Source organism: Qipengyuania vulgaris, from assembly GCF_009827325.1.
GTDB lineage: Bacteria > Pseudomonadota > Alphaproteobacteria > Sphingomonadales > Sphingomonadaceae > Qipengyuania > Qipengyuania vulgaris.
In genome coordinates, this window is sequence record NZ_WTYC01000007.1 from 54864 (window position 1) to 71504 (window position 16641).

At 63.4% G+C, this 16641-nt stretch carries 11 protein-coding genes; 2 read left to right on the forward strand and 9 right to left on the reverse strand.

From position 1 onward, the window contains the following. Positions 1 to 30 precede the first annotated feature (30 nt). The 8 genes from addA to GRI69_RS12715 form a co-directional block, all read right to left on the reverse strand. The gene (addA, locus tag GRI69_RS12680) at positions 31 to 3510 is read right to left on the reverse strand and encodes a double-strand break repair helicase AddA (protein WP_160728648.1); all 3480 of its coding nucleotides are present in this window, start codon (positions 3508 to 3510) and stop codon (positions 31 to 33) included. Then, a complete protein-coding gene (gene addB / locus GRI69_RS12685) occupies positions 3507 to 6539 on the reverse strand; it encodes a double-strand break repair protein AddB (RefSeq protein WP_160728649.1) in 3033 nt (1010 codons plus the stop codon). The genes addA and addB overlap by 4 nt, the downstream gene beginning before the upstream one ends. After that, positions 6532 to 7254 carry a nucleotidyltransferase family protein gene (locus GRI69_RS12690; RefSeq protein WP_202392013.1) on the reverse strand — a complete coding sequence of 241 codons (723 nt, stop codon included), beginning with the start codon at positions 7252 to 7254 and terminating at the stop codon, positions 6532 to 6534. The genes addB and GRI69_RS12690 overlap by 8 nt, the downstream gene beginning before the upstream one ends. After that, positions 7251 to 8240: an aminoglycoside phosphotransferase family protein gene (locus GRI69_RS12695; protein WP_160728650.1), complete on the reverse strand. Its 990-nt coding sequence runs from the start codon at positions 8238 to 8240 to the stop codon at positions 7251 to 7253. The genes GRI69_RS12690 and GRI69_RS12695 overlap by 4 nt, the downstream gene beginning before the upstream one ends. Continuing rightward, on the reverse strand, positions 8237 to 8674 hold the full coding sequence (gene tsaE / locus GRI69_RS12700; RefSeq protein WP_160728651.1) for a tRNA (adenosine(37)-N6)-threonylcarbamoyltransferase complex ATPase subunit type 1 TsaE: 438 nt from the start codon (positions 8672 to 8674) through the stop codon (positions 8237 to 8239). Before tsaE ends, GRI69_RS12695 begins: the two co-directional genes overlap by 4 nt. Next, positions 8671 to 11013, reverse strand: a complete 2343-nt coding sequence (locus GRI69_RS12705) for a sensor histidine kinase (RefSeq protein WP_160728652.1) — start codon at positions 11011 to 11013, stop codon at positions 8671 to 8673. Before GRI69_RS12705 ends, tsaE begins: the two co-directional genes overlap by 4 nt. Before the next feature lie 84 nt (positions 11014 to 11097). Then, a complete protein-coding gene (ahcY, locus tag GRI69_RS12710; protein ID WP_160728653.1) occupies positions 11098 to 12507 on the reverse strand; it encodes an adenosylhomocysteinase in 1410 nt (469 codons plus the stop codon). Positions 12508 to 12642: 135 nt separating this feature from the next. Further along, the gene (locus GRI69_RS12715) at positions 12643 to 13101 is read right to left on the reverse strand and encodes an S-adenosyl-L-homocysteine hydrolase (protein ID WP_160728654.1); all 459 of its coding nucleotides are present in this window, start codon (positions 13099 to 13101) and stop codon (positions 12643 to 12645) included. A 177-nt stretch (positions 13102 to 13278) separates the two neighbouring features. On the opposite strand from GRI69_RS12715, the gene GRI69_RS12720 reads away from it, so the two are divergent. Then, the gene (locus GRI69_RS12720; protein WP_160728655.1) at positions 13279 to 13758 is read left to right on the forward strand and encodes a peroxiredoxin; all 480 of its coding nucleotides are present in this window, start codon (positions 13279 to 13281) and stop codon (positions 13756 to 13758) included. A 456-nt stretch (positions 13759 to 14214) separates the two neighbouring features. Here the strand turns inward: GRI69_RS12720 and GRI69_RS12725 are convergent, their stop codons facing one another. Further along, complete coding sequence (locus tag GRI69_RS12725) at positions 14215 to 14625, reverse strand: BLUF domain-containing protein (protein ID WP_160728656.1); 411 nt, start codon at positions 14623 to 14625, stop codon at positions 14215 to 14217. Positions 14626 to 15542: 917 nt separating this feature from the next. Between GRI69_RS12725 and GRI69_RS12735 the strand changes: the two genes are divergently transcribed. Further along, the gene (locus GRI69_RS12735) at positions 15543 to 16559 is read left to right on the forward strand and encodes an NAD(P)H-binding protein (protein ID WP_160728658.1); all 1017 of its coding nucleotides are present in this window, start codon (positions 15543 to 15545) and stop codon (positions 16557 to 16559) included. Positions 16560 to 16641: the final 82 nt, after the last annotated feature.

Sequence of the window (16641 nt, forward strand, 5' to 3'; positions counted from 1 at the left end):
CTTGCCCGTTCATATGGGCGCGGGGGTCAATTACTCAACGCTATGCGCGGAAAAGCTTTCCTGCCGATCCGCAAACGCGGCCTTGTAAGCGGCGATTTTATCGGCAGGCAAGGCGATGAGTTGCGGCGTCTGGGTATAGAGCACGGCGGCCTCGACGGTGCGACCGGGATAGATCGCTTCCAGCGCCGCGACATAGGCCGCCATCTGGCGCATCGTGCTGCCGGGTATGGTGCCGAGCGAGGTCGGCGGGCGACGGGCGGTCTTGAAATCGACCACCACCACTTTCTCGCTGGTTACCAGCAACCGGTCGGCCGTACCCATGACGACCTGCCCTTCGACCGTAGCGGCAAGCGGGATTTCCGCCAGCGCACCGGCGCCGAAAATCTCCGCGAAGCCGGGTTCGGCAAGCACGGCGAGCGCGCGGGCGAGCAATTCCTCCCGCTCTTCCTCCGCCAGATCGGGCGCCTGATGGGCTAGCCAGCCTCGCGCCCGATCTTCGCGCTTGTCGCTTGCCACTTCGGGCAGGCGCTCGAGCAGCGCGTGGATCAACACGCCGCGCCGCGCAGCCCCTGCCGCCACTTCGGGCGGAAGCGGCGGATCGCTGCCTTCGACTTCGCCCAGTCCCGATGGGGCAAGCGGACGCGGCGGTCGCGGTTCGGGGCCGACGGGCTGACGGGCCCATTCGGGAAGTTCGGCAAGGGGCGCGGTAGCGGACTTCTCCGACGGCGAAACCGAAGGCGCGCGTTCGCCCACTTCCCAGCGCGCACCCCAGATCGGGTCTTCAAGCGCCGCATCGGCATCGAACAGCGCTGCCAGCCGCGCATACCAGCTGTCTTCATGTGGACCGTTCTTCGCATCGCGCGGCCCGAGCGAGCCGCCGATGAACAGCGCTTCCTCTGCGCGGGTCATGGCGACATAGAGCAATCGCCAATGTTCCTGCATCGAGCGTGCTGCATTCTCCTCCTCCACCGCGCGTACCGGACCGACCTTCTCCTCCTTCGTCAGCGAAGGCAGTGGGATGACGTTGCTCTCGGCCGAGCCCAGCGATGTTTCCTCCAGCGACAAATCGCCCGAGGCATCCGGGCGGATCGCCGCATCGGCGAGGATTACGATCGGCGCCTGCAATCCTTTCGAGCCGTGGACGGTCATGACGCGGACCTGGTCTCCGCCCTCGCCCGCTTCGCGCTTCAGCTCGCCATCGCCCGCGTCGAACCAGCGGATGAAGCCCTGCAGGCTCGCCACATGGCTGCTGGCATAGGCATTGGCCGCGTTGAGCAGTTCGTCGATCGGATCGTTCGCCTCGCGCCCCAACCGCGCGACCAGAGCGCGACGCCCATCCATAGGGCCGACGAGTATCCAGTGCAGCAATTGCTGCGGGCTGTCGTAATCGGCGCGGCGAAGCACTTCACGCAAAGTGTGGACCGTCTGCGCGACGAAGGGTTCGCCCGAACCGCGGAGATGCTCCCACAACCGGATGCCCTTTTCACGCCAGCCATAGGCGAGCAGATCTTCCTGGCTCCAGCCGATCAGCGGCGAGACGAGCAGATTGGCAAGGGTGAGATCGTCCAGCGGTTGCGCGGCGAAGCGGATCGCCGCCATCAAATCCTTTACCGCCAGCGGGTTGCCGAGCCTGAGCCGGTCGACGCCCGCCACCGGCACGCCATGCGCATAGAGCCGGGCGACGATCAGCGAAGCAAGCTCGCGCCGCTTCTGCACCAGCACCATGACATCGCCCGCGCCAGCGCGGCGGGGCCTGTCACCCTTGACCAGCGTAAAGCCTTCGCCCCTGGGATCGAGCCATTCGGCGACCTGCCGCGCGATCCGATCCGCTATCAGCCGGTCGTGCCGGGCGAGCCAGCCGTTCTCCTGCTCGCCATCGTCATCCTCGCCCTCCGCAACGCGGACATCCTTCCACAGCGTGACGAGACCGGGCGCGTCGGCCCCCTTGTGCGGCGGTGAGGGCTCTTCGAGGCCGAAGCCTTCATATCCGATACCCTCCATTGCGCGGTCGACGAAGCCGAGCACGGTCTGGTTGGTCCGGTAGCTGCGGCCGAGGTCGTATTCTTCCAGCCGCCCCGCACTGGCATTGGTGCGCGCCTGTTCGGCGGCGCTGGCCGCGGCTTCCATCTTGCCCTTGAAATAGTCGCGCGCCTCGCGGAAGTTCTCCGGGCTGGTGCCCTGGAAACCGAAGATCGCCTGCTTGTAATCGCCGACGGTGAAGATGGTCCGCACGGCATTCCCATGTGCGCCCAGCCCGTCGAAATAATCGTCCGTCAGCGCCTTCACGATGGCCCATTGCGCCCGGTTGGTATCCTGCGCTTCATCGACGAGGATATGATCGAAGCTCCGGTCGAGCTTGTAGCGGATCCAGTCGGCCATCTGGCTGGACGAGAGCAGGCGCGCGGCGCGGTGGATGAGATCGTCGAAATCGACGAGGCCTTCGCGTGCCTTGGCCTCTTCCCAGCGCCGGGCGAAGGCGCGGCCGACGGTCAATTGCGGGGCGAGGAAGGCGGCGAGATCGAGCAGGGAGGCGCGTTCGCGCACCTGTTCGACTCCCTCCATCACGCGGGCGATGTGGAGGCCGTAGGAGGGATCGACCTTTTCGAGATTCGACAGACGGCTCGGCTCGCCCTTCTTGGTCAGCAGCGTGACGAGGAACTGGTCGATCCGCGCAAGGCGTTCGCCCTCGCTCGCGGCCAGCCACCCGGAAGCGAAATCGGCATTGTCGAGACCCGTCTTGCTGCCCCAATCCGCATTGGTCCGGCTGCAGGCAAGCAGGTCGGAGACAGGAAAGACGTCATCCGAACAGGCTTCCGCCACCCAGCCTGCGTCCGCATCGACCGGAATGTCCAGCACACGGCGCACCGGCTGATCGAGGCTATGCTGCCACCCCGGCTGGTCCCACAGTTCCTTGTGACGCGCACAGCGCATGAGCCAGCCGAGGACCGCATCTGGGCCCTTGCGGCGGCTCATTTCGGCTATCGCCTCGCGGACTTGCACATCGCCCTCGGCCAGCAGGTCGGAAAGCACGTCGCGGCTGAGCAGGTCGCGGTCGCGGTCTTCCATCGGCTGGCTGCCGGGGAGCACGCCCGCCTCGCTCGGGAAGGCGCCGAGGAGATATTGGGCGAAAGCGTGAATCGTATCGATACGCAGGCCGCCGCCCGGGCAATCGAGCACGCGGGCGAAGAGCGAGCGGGCGCGCGCCTGCGTAGCAGGATCGATGGGCGCGCCAAGATGGCCCAGTTCCTGCGCCAGCTTGCCCGCGTCCATGCGTACCCAGCGCGCGAGCACCGCGTTGACGCGCACCGCCATCTCCGCTGCGCCCGCCTTGGTGAAGGTGAGGCAGAGGATCTGCGAGGGATCGGCCCCCGGCTGGAGCAGCAGCCGCAACACACGTGCGGAGAGGACCTGCGTCTTGCCCGTTCCGGCGCTGGCCGAGAGCCAGACGCTTTCCAGCGGGTTCACGCTGAGGCCTTGCGCGCCTTCGAGAGGATAGACCTTGCCGCTCATGGGGCGTCTCCCTCATCGGCCTGGCGCGGGAGCCATTCCTCGAGCCGCATCAGCTGGTCGAACGTGTCGTAGGCCGGATAATCCGGATTCTCGCGCGCGGTGAACGGCGCATCGCCCTTGATGTATTTACCGATCACCTCGCCCAGCTTGGCGCGAGTCAGTGGGAGGAATTCTTCCGGCTCGATGCCGCTACGCTTCTTGCCCACCTTGAGCGGCACCTCGACATAGCCGAAGCCGTGCGGGTTATCGTCCTTGGCGCGACCGAGCGACCAGTATTCATAGGCACCCGGCTGCCCTGACGCCTCCGTGAAGCCATCCTGTTCGGCTATCAGCCCGAGGATGCCGAGCTGGAGCGCGAAGCCCTGCTCCACCATGGCCGCGCTGGACGGCTTACCGGTCTTGTAATCCACGATGGCGAGGCTGCCGTCCTCCAGCCAGTCGATCCGGTCGGCGCGGCCGTGGACAAGGACCTCGTCGAAACGCATCGAACCCGTGGCTTCGACCGCCAGCACTTTCCGAGTGGTGTAACTGCCGACCGTTTCCTCGACCCATTCGAGGGCCTTCTGCAGGCGCGGCTGCCACAGGCCTCGCACCAGCGGATCGGCATTCTCCTCGTCGAGCACCTGCTCCATAATCGGGGCGATGCGCGCGGATGGATCGGCCTTCTGCGCATTGTGCCAGCGCTCGAGGATCTCATGCGCGATATTGCCCTGCCACAGCGGGTTCGGATCGGCATCGAGCGCGTCCAGATCGGACAGGCCCATGATCTTCTGCGCGAAGAACTGGTATGGGTCGCCCAGCAGTCTATCGAGCGCGGTGGCGGAGATGTCGACGTCGCGCTGCTGCGGTGTGGGCCTGGGCATGGGGCGCGGGTAGTCGGGAGCCGGCTCGGCGCGGGTCATGACGCGAGCGAGCGCAATGGTTTCGCTGTCCTGATGGCGGGGCAGGAGGTCGCCGAGCAGCGCTTGCACGCGCAGGAGGAAACGGCTGGGGATCGCGGGGCCGCCCTCATCGCGGTTCGATCGGCTCAGGACCACTTCGGGCGCGCCCATCGCACCCGCCAGGTCGTGCGCGGAAAGGCCGATGCGGAAATCGCCGCCCGGCACACCCAGCGCGCGTAGTACCGGAGCAGCGAGCAAGGCATCGATACTCCCACGCGCGGGCCATACGCCTTCGTTCAGGCCAGCACAGATCACGAGATCCGCACGGTTCATCCGCGCTTCGAGCAAGCCCAGCACCTGCACCCGCGCATGGCCGCCGTAGGGCGGTCGCACCGCACGCTCTTCCATCGCGTCGGCAAGCACGGCGGCGACATCGCGGGGGGCAACGGCAAAACCGGATTCTCGGGCGTGGAGACGGAATTCCTCGACGAATCCGGCGAGCGTCCGGCCATCTTCCTGCGCCCACAGTTTGTCGCCGCACAGCGCCTCCGCGCACGCTGCGAGCGTGTCGATCAAGTCGGCGAGACTGACGGGCGTTTCGCGGTCGATCTCGACCAGCGGCGCCAGCCGCTCTTCGGCAATCGCCCACCATTCGGCCATTTCGGGGTGACGCCGGGAGAGTCTGGCGATTTCCGTGCGTACCGGTTCGAGCCCGGGCGTGAGACGCGGCCCGCGCAATTCGCGCTCCAGCCTGCGCAGCCGCCGCAGCCAGACGCCGCGCTCCATCCCGCCATCGACCAGCGGATGACCGAGAAGCGCCATCAGAGGCACCGCGCGCGCGCCCTCGGCCATCACTTCGGCAGCGAGCAGGAAAGCACGGCCCGCGGCGGTGTGTGAAAGCGGGCGGCCAGCAGAGTCGTCGGCAACGATGTTCCAGCGCGCTAGGTGATGCACGACACGCCGCGCGAGCGGGCGATCGGGCGTGACCACCGCGACGCGTCTTTCCGGCTCGACCAGCGCCTTGCGCACCAGCAGCGCGATCGCCTGCGCCTCCTCCTCGGGATTGGCGGCTTCCATGATGCGCACGCCCGCAATGCGGCGCTTCTCGGATGGCAGATCAACCCAGACCTTGCTCGCCTCGGGAGGGAGGAACAGCGCCGAAATCGCATGGCTACGCTCGGGCGGCGCGGCGGTCATGCCCTTGCGGTGCCACGGCTGCACTTCCTCGCGCGCCACCCCCATGCGATTCAGGAGCAGCTTGAGGTGGTACTGAGGATGCGTCACCGCGTCCTCACGCGCGAAGGCGGTGTCTTCCGGTGTCGGGCGATCGCCTGCACGGCCGAGCTCGTCCCAGACAGCAGCATCCATCGTGAGATCGAAATCGGGCAGGATTACCGCGCCTTGCGGCAGTTCGCTCACTATCCGCAGCAACTTGGCGAGCGCGGGCGCGGCACTCGTCACACCGGCTGCGACGATAGGCGATGCAGGAGGGTTCGCCTTCCACGCCTCGCGCGCCTTGTCGAACAGGCGGTTGCGACGCGCGGCGGCGTCGAGCACGCCATTCTCGCCCAGCCATGTGAGCCATTTAATCTGGACGTTGGCGAACAGCCGGATCGAGTCCTGCCAATGCGCCGATAGGTCGGGGAAGATATTGACGACCTTCTCGTCAACCAGTTGTTCGGGACCCACATCCTCGACCAGCAGGCGGTCCATGGTCGCCCCAGCTTCGCGCGCCAACCGCAGTAATGTCGCGCCCTTGGGAGCATCCTCGTCCATCTCCTCCGCGATCAGGCGGGCAAGCGCGAACATGCGGCGCTGCGGGTCGATGGCGGGCGGAATTTCGCTGGCCCCTAGCGGATCGAGCAGCGGCCCGAGTGCCTCGTCGAGATCGAGATCCCCCACCACCGCCATGCGCGGCATCAGCAGGCCCGCCCTTCCCTCGTCTCCGGCATGGCGAATGAAGGCCTCGGACACGGTGCGCCGCGCGCGGCTGCTCGGCAAGAGCAGGGTAAGCCTCGCCAAGCCGAGTTCGGGATCGGAATAGCGCGGCACCAGGCCTGCGACGAGCGCGTCGGCAAAGCCCCGGTGTGCGGCGATGGAATAGACTTTCGGCCCAGATGCAGGTGAAGCTGGCCGCGCTTCAGCCACCCGTCAAAGCCTCCTCGGTCGGCCTGATGTGTGCGGGTGTGCCGACTTCATACCACATGCCGGTGAAGGCGACGCCGTAAAGGCGGCCTTCCGCGATCGCACGGTCCCACAGGACATTGGTGGAGAACTTGCCCTCGGGCGCATCGCGCAAGAGGCGGTGTGAAACCAGCTGGATGCCGGTGTAGATAAAGGGCGCGATGCGGCCCGGCAGCTTGCGTGTGAGCTGCCCTGCCCCGTCCATGTAGAAATCGCCCGTACCGTCGAAATTCTTCGCGCGTGCGTGGGTCACCACCAGCAGCAGCGCGTCCATCTTCTCCGGGTCCCAGGCATCCGACAGATCTGCGAAGGCATTGCGCGGTCCGTCGAGCCAGACGCTGTCCGCATTGCAGGCGAAGAAAGGATCGGGCAGCAGCCCTGCCTTATCGGCTTTGACCATGCCGCCGCCGGTTTCCAGCAGCTCTTCGCGCTCGTCCGAGAATGTCACCGCCGGATGCTGCCGGGATTTCAGATGCGCTTCGATGGATTCGGCAAGGTAATGGACGTTGACGACGGCCTTCTCGACCCCTGCATCTTCCAGCCGGTCGAGTGCACGGTCGATCAGCGGCTTCCCGGCCACGCGGACCATCGGCTTGGGCGTAGAGGCCGTTAGTGGCCGCATGCGCTTGCCGAGGCCGGCGGCCATCAGCATGGCGGTATCGGAAACCAGCTCGCTCAAACGATCTCTCCACCATGCGAATCACGAAGCGCATGCGGGATATTCGCATCGAACCAGCGTGCCACCGGGGCCATGGCTTCATGGGCTAGATCCCGCTCCATCGCCTTCCACACGCGCGGGATCATGTCGAGATAGCGCGGCTTTCCGTCACGCTTGTACAGCCGGGTGAAGATGCCGACGATCTTGGCATTTCGCTGTGCACCGAGCCGCGCGTAATCGGCCTCGAAATGCTCGCCGGGGTCGGCAGCGGCGCGATAGCGGCAAAGCATGTCGTGTTCGAGTTGTTGGGACACGTCGCGGCGCGCGTCCTGCAGCAGGCTGACGAGATCGTATGCCGGATGGCCGACCAACGCGTCCTGGAAATCGATCAGACCCTGCTCCCCCGCCAGCCTGCCCGCATCGAGCAGCATGATGTTTTCGGCGTGATAGTCGCGCAGTACGGTGACGCCCGGCTGTTGCCGCGGCAGCAGCGGGATGAGCGCCTCTTCCCATGCGCGGCTCCAACCGGCCACGTCCACCTGCAGGTTCACGGCCGGACAATACCACTCGGTGAACAGGGCCGCCTCGCGCTGGTAGACAGCCATGTCGTAAGCTTCGAACGGGCCGGGCGGCAACCGGTGGAGCTTCACAAGCGTATCGATGGCTTGCGCGTAGATGTTCTTTTCATCGCCCGGATGATCGTCGATCCACTCTTTCATTCGCGTCTCGCCGAAATCTTCGGTCAGCACCCATCCGCTGGATGCGTCTTCTGCCAGAATTGCGGGACCACGCATGGAATTATCGTTCAGCCAGTGCGCGACATGAAGGAAAGGCTTCGGATCCTCGTGCGGCGGCGGCGCATGCATCAGCATCGCGCTCTTGCCTCCCAGTCGCACCCGAAAGTAGCGGCGGAAGGAGGCGTCGCCCACCAGCGGTGCGATTTCGGCACCTTCCCATTCGGTATGGCCGAGGAAGGCATTTATATCGTCGATCAGTGCATCACTCATGGGATGCGGCTTTGCCAAGCCTCGCCTGGCATCACAATGGCCTGCCTGCCCTCGCCCACTGTTTCCAGCGTAATTGAGAGGCAGGTCGGCTCGTGTTCGAACCCGCCCGCATGATCCGGCCATTCGGCGATCAGGGCTGCGCCCTCGCGGTAGTCGTCGAGGCCGATTTCCTCGGCCTCGGACGGATGTTCGAGCCGGTAGAAATCAGCATGCACCAACGGCACGCGCAGGTGATCGTAGGTTTCGACGATCGTGAACGTCGGGGACGGCACTTCGCCTTCGTGCCCCAGAGCAGCGATGATCGCGCGTGCCAGCGTGGTTTTTCCGGCACCGAGGCCACCGGAAAGCGCAAGCACATCGCCTGGCTGCAGGTTCTCAGCGATGCGCGCGCCGAATTCCCGCATGGCAGAAAGATCGGGAAGCTGGACCGTCATGGTAGAGTGATCGTGGCCGTGGTTCCGGCGTTCTTGCGTGTCTGGAATTCGAGCGTTCCGCCATGCGCCTCGACCAATTGCCGCGCGAGCGGGATGCCGAGACCATGGCGACGCTCAATCCCCTTCCCGTCCTTGCTCATGCGGATGCCTTCGAGCGCGCGAGCGAGTTCGTGCTGGCTCATGCCCTGACCATTATCCGAAATTGCAATGCGGTTGACGCCGCGTCGCTTGGCGATGTCTACCAGGATACGTCCGCCGCGGGGCGTATGCGTGATGGCGTTGTCGAGCAGGTGACCGATGGCGCGTTGCAATTGCTGCCGATCCGCCTCCACCACCTTGTTGGCATTGCCGTTGAGGTCGAGCGTAAGGCCTGCGTCGAGTATAGCCTGTTCGCGTTTCCGCACGATCTGTTCAATGAAAGGCAGGAGTTCGACCTTCGTCTTGCGCAAGGGCATCAGCCCGGCTTCGGACTGCGAGAGGTCTAGTACGTTTTCGACCTGTTCGGTAAGCTTGCCGACCGAGGTGGTGATCGCCTGGACATAATCCCGGGCCTGCGCACTCAGATCGCCCGCGATTCCTTGAGAGAGCAATTCCGCGAACCCACCGATCGAAGTCAGGGGTGTGCGGAACTCGTAGCTCATGTTGGCGAGGAACCGGGTCATCACCGCATCCGCCTCTTCCAGCGCCCGGTTGCGTTCGCGCAGAGCCTCCTCGGCCTGCTGCGAAGCGGTCACGTCCAGAACTGTGAGCAGTCCGTTGCCGTCCGGCAGCGGCACGCCAGCATAGGTCAGCGTGCGGCCATCGGCGAGTTCGATCCGCCCGTCACGCTTCTTGCGGTCGAGTGTGGCTGCGCGAATCGTCTGCCCGATTTCGGAAATAGCCTTCGGATCGGCAAGCTGCTTGGCGATCTCGGCAAGCAATTGTTCCGCCTGCGGGTGACCATCCAGCACTTCGCTTTCCAGCCCCCAGGCGATCGGGAAACCGCGGTTCCACAGCTCGAGATGACCGTCGGGCGCGAAAACCGCGAGAGCTTCGAACAGGCTGTCGAAGGTCGCCGTGCGGGTTCGCAGCAGCGTATCCCTCGTGGCGGAAAGGGCGAGCTGTTCGGTGCGGTCTTCCGCGATCACGACGAGCCCGCCGTCTGGCAGTGGCTGGGCGACGATACGCAGGTGAGTGCTGTCCGGAAGCGGCCAGTTGACCTCCTCCGGCTCGTCCTTGAGGAACCACTCGGCCATTTCCTTGCGCCAGGCGGGAAAATCACGGACCTCGGGGATCTTCCCGTTTTCGCGGGCGATCGTCAGCATCTGGTCGAAGCGGATGCGTTCGGACACGACGCCCGGCGGCAGCGAGAAAACGCGGTGAAACGGCTGGTTGGCAAAGCTCATCCGTTGCTGTGCATCGAACTGCGCCACACCGATGGAAAGCTGATCGAGCATCGAGCGCTGGGCTTCGCGGAAGGCGCGGAATTCACGCGCCTGCTCTTCCATTTCCTCGATATCGATCGCGTATCCGGCGATACCTTCGCCCATGAGCGGCAAGTCGGTGACCCGCACCGTGCGCCGCGCATTGTTGATCGTGGCGGACAGGATACGCTCGATGGGCTGGCGGCGGTCGGCAGACTGCTGCGCGACCTGCGCGGCAGTACGTCCACCGACCTTTTCGACCAGTTCGATCTGCTCGGCGACTACCTGGTCCGCACTCTGCGCGCCAACCGCCTCGACATAGGCCTTGTTGACGAGACGCAGCTGCATGTCGCCGCCGCGGAACCACATGGGCATGGGCGCGGCTTCAATCAGTCCGACCAGTGCGCCAAAATCGTCCCGAGCCCTCGCCGCCTCCTCACCCAGGCGGGCGAGCTCGTCTTCAGTTTCGGTGAAATCGAATGCCCAGATCAGCGCCGCACCGCTGGGTGATACGGCCGGATCCGCCAGCGCGCCGCGCAGGGCGAGCGATTTCTCCGAACCGGGCGGACGCAGCGCCATCTTGAACGGCCTTGCGCTCTTCTGCGTTCGGCGGACATGCGCGGAGAGGCGTTCGACCTGTTCCTCGGAGAGACCCATCCCCTCGGGACCGGCCAGTTCGCTGAGGTATTCGGGGACCTTGTCGAGACCGAGCCAGCGAGCGAACCGATCGGGTGCCTCGATCCGTCCGTCGACGCGTACCAGCAGAGGAATCGCCGGGCCTTCCTCGACCATGCGGGAAAGACGCCTTGCCGCCTTGCGATGCGCCTCGGCCTTCTGGGTGTCGCGGCTCGCCTTGAACATCAGCGAGACTGCCCATCCGGTCCACAGCGCAAGCAGCAGGCCGATGACAGGCAGGAATACGGGCGAAATTTCCATTACCTGCCAGCTATTCCGCCAGCGTCATGGATGCAACCGGAATGCTGGCGGCCCCGCGGTGGCAGGGCCGCCAAATCCGGTAGATCAATAGCGATAGTGTTCCGGCTTGAACGGACCTTCGACCGGCACGCCGATGTAATCCGCCTGTTCCTTGCTGAGCTTGGTAAGCTGGACGCCGAGCTTGTCGAGATGAAGCGCTGCCACCTTCTCGTCGAGCTTCTTGGGGAGCACGTAGACGTCGTTCTCGTATGAGTCGGTGTTTTTCCACAGCTCGATCTGGGCCAGTACCTGGTTGGTGAAGGAACAGCTCATCACGAAGCTGGGGTGGCCGGTGGCGCAGGCGAGGTTCACGAGACGGCCCTTGGCCAGCACGATGATTTCCTTGCCGTCAGGGAACTTGACCAGATCGGTGCCTGGCTTCAGCTCAGTCCACTCGTAATTGTCCAGCGCGGAAATCTGGATCTCGCTGTCGAAGTGGCCGATGTTGCACACGATGCTCATGGGCTTCATCGCCTTCATGTGCTCGGCGGTGATCACGTCTTCATTGCCCGTGGTGGTGACGAAGATGTCGGCCCGCTTCACGGCCTCTTCCATCGTCACGACTTCATAGCCTTCCATCGCCGCCTGCAGCGCGCAGATCGGGTCGATTTCGGTGACGAGCACGCGCGCGCCGCCATTGCGGAGCGACTGGGCCGAACCCTTGCCGACATCGCCATAACCGGCAACGCAGGCGACCTTGCCCGAAAGCATCACGTCGGTTGCGCGGCGGATCGCGTCGACCAGCGATTCGCGGCAGCCGTAAAGGTTGTCGAACTTCGACTTGGTGACGCTGTCGTTCACGTTGATCGCGGGGAACGGCAGCTTGCCCTTCTTGGCAAGGTGATAGAGGCGGTGGACGCCGGTGGTCGTCTCTTCCGAAACGCCCTTGATGGCCTTGACCGACTTGGTCAGGTAGCCCGGCTTGCGCTTGAGGAAGTCCTTCAGCGCGCGTTGCATCTCGATTTCTTCGGCATTTTGCGGCTCGGGCATTTCCTCGCCCGCTTCGATACGCGCCCCCCAGAGGGCGAAGGCTGTCGCATCGCCGCCATCATCGAGGATGAGGTTGGCGGTGAGATCTTCGTCGGTCTCGCTGGACCAGTCGAAGATCTTGCCGACATAGTCCCAGTAATCGGCCAGGCTTTCACCCTTCACCGCGAAGACCGGGATGTCCTGCGCGGCGATGGCGGCAGCGGCATGGTCCTGCGTGGAATAGATGTTGCAGGTTGCCCAGCGCACTTCGGCGCCCAGCGCGACCAGCGTTTCGATCAGCACGGCGGTCTGGATGGTCATGTGGAGCGAGCCGACGATGCGCGCGCCCTTGAGCGGCTGCGCTTCGCCATACTCCTCGCGCGTGGCCATCAGGCCCGGCATTTCGGTTTCGGCGATGCGGATTTCCTCGCGGCCGTAGTTGGCGAGGCTGATATCCTTGATGACGTAATCGGTGAACTGGGCCACGGGCGGTCCTTTGCAATCATGAAAAAGGCGCCGCGCATGTGTAAGAGGCGGCACCGTGATGGCGCCGCCCCTAGCCCTTCGTGTGTGGGAGGGCAAGTTACCCCTCCGGCCCTCCCGGTACGATCCCGAAAGGCCTTAGCGCCGCGCCCAGCGCCCCCCGCTGCGCGGCGCCGGTCCGAGCAGCTCGCTTGCCGCCTGGGCAAGCACTGCCGGATCCTTCGATTGGGCGAGGTCGGAGGTGATTTCCTTCAGTTCCGCACAGCCGAGCCACGGGTGTCCCTGCCCGTATTCGTTGGCCATGCCGACGCTGATGCGGTCGAGCGCGCGCTTGGCGCCCTTCTGCCCGTGGCGCCCCACCAGACCTTTTTCGAGGCCGCGTGCGGCGGCGTTGAGCGAGGTGATGTGCGCGGTGGTGAACTTGCGGTAATCCGGCTGGAAGTCGTCCGCCCCCATCCGGCAGCGCAGCGAGGTCACCATCAGCATGATGTCGAGCTTGCGGACCTCTTCGTCCTGGCTCGCCGCGCTCGCGGTGGTCGGCGTCATGATGAGTGCAGCAGCCGTCGCTGCGGCTGCAATCGTCTTCTTGAAATGCATGTCCCTGGTCTCCCTGAGGGCGAGTGTCCCGTGCCCACCGAAGGATCATGCACTGCAGAATTTACCGGGATTTAAACCTGCGCAGTAAACTGAACTTAACCATACCGAACTCCTTGCAAGCATGGGCAATCGCACTAAGTCCGAGGGGAGGACGCAAACACACAGGAGTTCCAGGATATGACAATCGCTGTAGGCGACCGCCTGCCCGACGTGAAGCTGGTCAAGGCCACCGCCGACGGGCCCGAGCAGGTTCAATCTTCCGACTATTTCAAGGGCAAGACCGTGGCACTGTTCGGCGTGCCGGGTGCGTTCACCCCCACCTGCTCCGCCAGGCACCTGCCCGGCTTCGTCGAGAAAGCAGACGATCTGAAGGCGAAGGGCGTCGACGAAATCGTCGCGACCGCGGTCAACGATGCCTTCGTGATGGGCGCCTGGAACCAGTCGGCCGGCAGCGAGGACATTACCGTCCTGGCAGACGGTAACGGCGAATTCGCCAAGGCCACCGGCCTCGATGCGGATTTTTCCGGCTTCGGCATGGGCCATCGCAGCCAGCGTTATTCGATGCTCGTCGAAGACGGCGTCGTGAAGCAGCTCAATGTCGAGGCACCGGGCGATTTCTCGGTCTCCAGCGCAGAGCATATGCTCGGCCAGATGTAGGCTGCCTGTCCGGCGCGGCTCGCCGCCGACCGGGTATCTTATCGACGATCGCAGAGGGGCGGGCCGCATCGGTCCGCCCTTTTCGTTTGCAGATCCAAGTTCTTCAGGCCTTGCCGGGTCCGTCGGCACATTGACCGCGCGATGCCGTTTCCAGGCCCGTGACCTTTCGGAGATACCCTTGTTTTTCAGTATATTGACGGCGTTTTTCGCGCGGGCGGTGTGACTATTGAGAACGGGTCCGGTCCATGTCCTGAGTCTTGCATTTTCGAGGGTTTGCGATGGCCCGGAACACAGGCCGATCGAAACTTCGGCCAATGCTGGCGGGGAACAAACTCCCAGAATTCGCCCTGCATTATGGCAGCGCGCGCGTGTAGGACAGAGCAGATGGGCTTGCCGGATGCAGACGGCGATCCGCCCGCAGCGGACGGCCTCGTCGTTCGCCCGGACCTTAACTCCCTAAGCCTGAGTTGCTCTCAATCGGCCCTTGGCTGCAACCTGAGCGAAAACCTCACGCAGAACCTCTGGCGTGGCCGCCTCGATCGCGCCAGCGGCGACCTCCTCGGACGACCAGCTCAATGTTGGCATTTCATCGTCCAGCATTTCCCAATCCGGAAACATTCGCTCGCCGACCTCTTCGGAAAGCGCCAGTCGGACCTCGCTATGGCGATCATCCTCGACAATTTTTGCATAGAGAGCATCAATCGCTGCGGGAGGCCCTTCGATCAATTGCAGATACAGATCGTGGCGACATATCAGCGCGCCGGTAATGTCGTTGAGGCGATTGTTACGCCGGGCTTGCATCAAGATTCCTGCAAGCATGGCGTGATCAAAACCAAAGGGATGTGAGCGGTAGATCAATTGCTTCATGTCATAATCCCCGTGGTTATCTGGCCTGTAGTCTACTCCACCGACCGGATGACCGACACAACAATTTTTGCCGCCAGTCTGCAATCGGGCGGTTGAGCACTGTGACGAATTGTCAGCTACGGGGTGGAGAGCGGTCAATGCAAATCGCTGGAAAGCTCGTGCTTCCGGATCGCGAGCATCACAGCAAAAGCAACAAGTGTGAGCCACGAAAGTGGGACCAAAAATTCGGTCCAACCCTTCTGCCCGCCCCAATCAAAATACGCCGAAACTGCGAGTAGAGTCCAGAACACCCAAGCAATCTGGATCGTGCGCCCGACGCTCACGCCGAGCCAATCTATAAGATGAAGCCGCCACGTCATAAAAATTAAACTCGCACAAGAATCGAGCGACCGCAACGGCGTCGATAACTGTCGGTCCGCTCCTGGCACATCGCTAGCTTGATCAAAGCGGCAAGAACGGGGTGGTAACCGGACAAGCTAAAACGGCCAGCTGGGCTCGCGAACGCAATCGAACTGCTACGCTGGGTTTGCGTTCCCGCCTCTCTTTAAGCGCCGCGACCAAAAAAAGAGGGTAACCCAACCCAAACCGGCAATCATGCCGGCATGTGCCGCTTCCTCGACTCCCCAAAGGTAATGGCAAGTGAAGAAAGCAAGCGAAGCACCGATCAGGAACTTATAGAGATTGTCGAGCCTATCTGTGGCAGACATGAGCCGGCTTCCTTAATCACTGATTTCGCGTTGAGAATGGAGCAGAACTTCTAAGTCCGCAATGGCGTCGTAAGCCGAAAGACGGCTTTCTGCCTAATTCTTCCGAACGCGGACTGCCTGCCAACCTTGGCACACGGTTTGGTCACGACAGTCCCGACCGCTTGCAAAACGTTTCGCACTAAAGATCATATTATCGTCTAAACAACCTAGATGGCGAGCGAACAGCAAGTTGGCGTACAACGACGCCACATTCTCGTCTTGGGTGGAACCGGGACTATCGGGCGCGCGACCGTGCGAACCCTCCTTTCTCGCGGACACAGCGTTGTCTGTTTGGTCAGGCCGGTTTCCAACCAGGGGGATAGCCTTTCGCGTTCGGCTGGCGAACTCGCTCATGCAGGAGCGACGCTCCGACCATGCGATTTGAGCGACCCCGGTTCGATTGCGAATGAAGGCATCAGGGGGGAGCGTTTTGATGCGATGCTCTCGTGCCTCGCATCTCGGACAGGGGCGCCTGACGATGCATGGCCGATCGATCACGATTGCCATGTAGCCGCTCTGCAGCAGGCAAAGGCATCGGAGATTCCGCACGTGATCTTGCTGTCTGCCATCTGTGTTCAGAAACCCATTCTGGAGTTCCAGAAGGCGAAGCTCGCATTTGAACGCAAGCTCATTGCATCGCAGGTCGACTACACGATCGTGAGGCCCACAGCCTTCTACAAATCCCTTTCAGGTCAAGTCGAGCGGGTCCGGCAAGGTAAGCCCTTCATGGTGTTCGGTGATGGCACGCTCACCTCCTGCAAGCCGATCAGCGATGACGACCTCGCAGCCTACCTTGCTGATTGCATCGACCTCCCGGAGCGGCGAAACCGTATCTTGGCGATTGGTGGACCGGGAAAAGCGATCACACCACGGATGCAGGGGGAAGAGCTGTTTTCTTTGATCGGACGCCCCCCGCGCTTCATCCATATTCCTATCGCCTTGCTTGACGTCTTCATCTTCGCTTTTGCGACCTTGGGGCGGTTTGTGCCTTCCCTTCGAGCGAAAGCTGAATTCGCGCGCATCGGTCGTTATTATGCGACAGAGTCCATGCTTGTGCTGAACCCGGCAAATGGTCGATATGATGCCGACGCTACACCATCGACGGGGTCTGATACCCTTTTCGGCTATTACGAGCAGTTGCTCGAGGGCGAGGTCACAGCTGAGCGCGGTGAGCACGCGGTCTTTTAGGTTCCGTATAGCAAGCGGCACTCTGCGGGAGCTCTTGCGATTTATGATCGGCGCACCGCTAGGTTCGTTTCAGCTTCTAAGA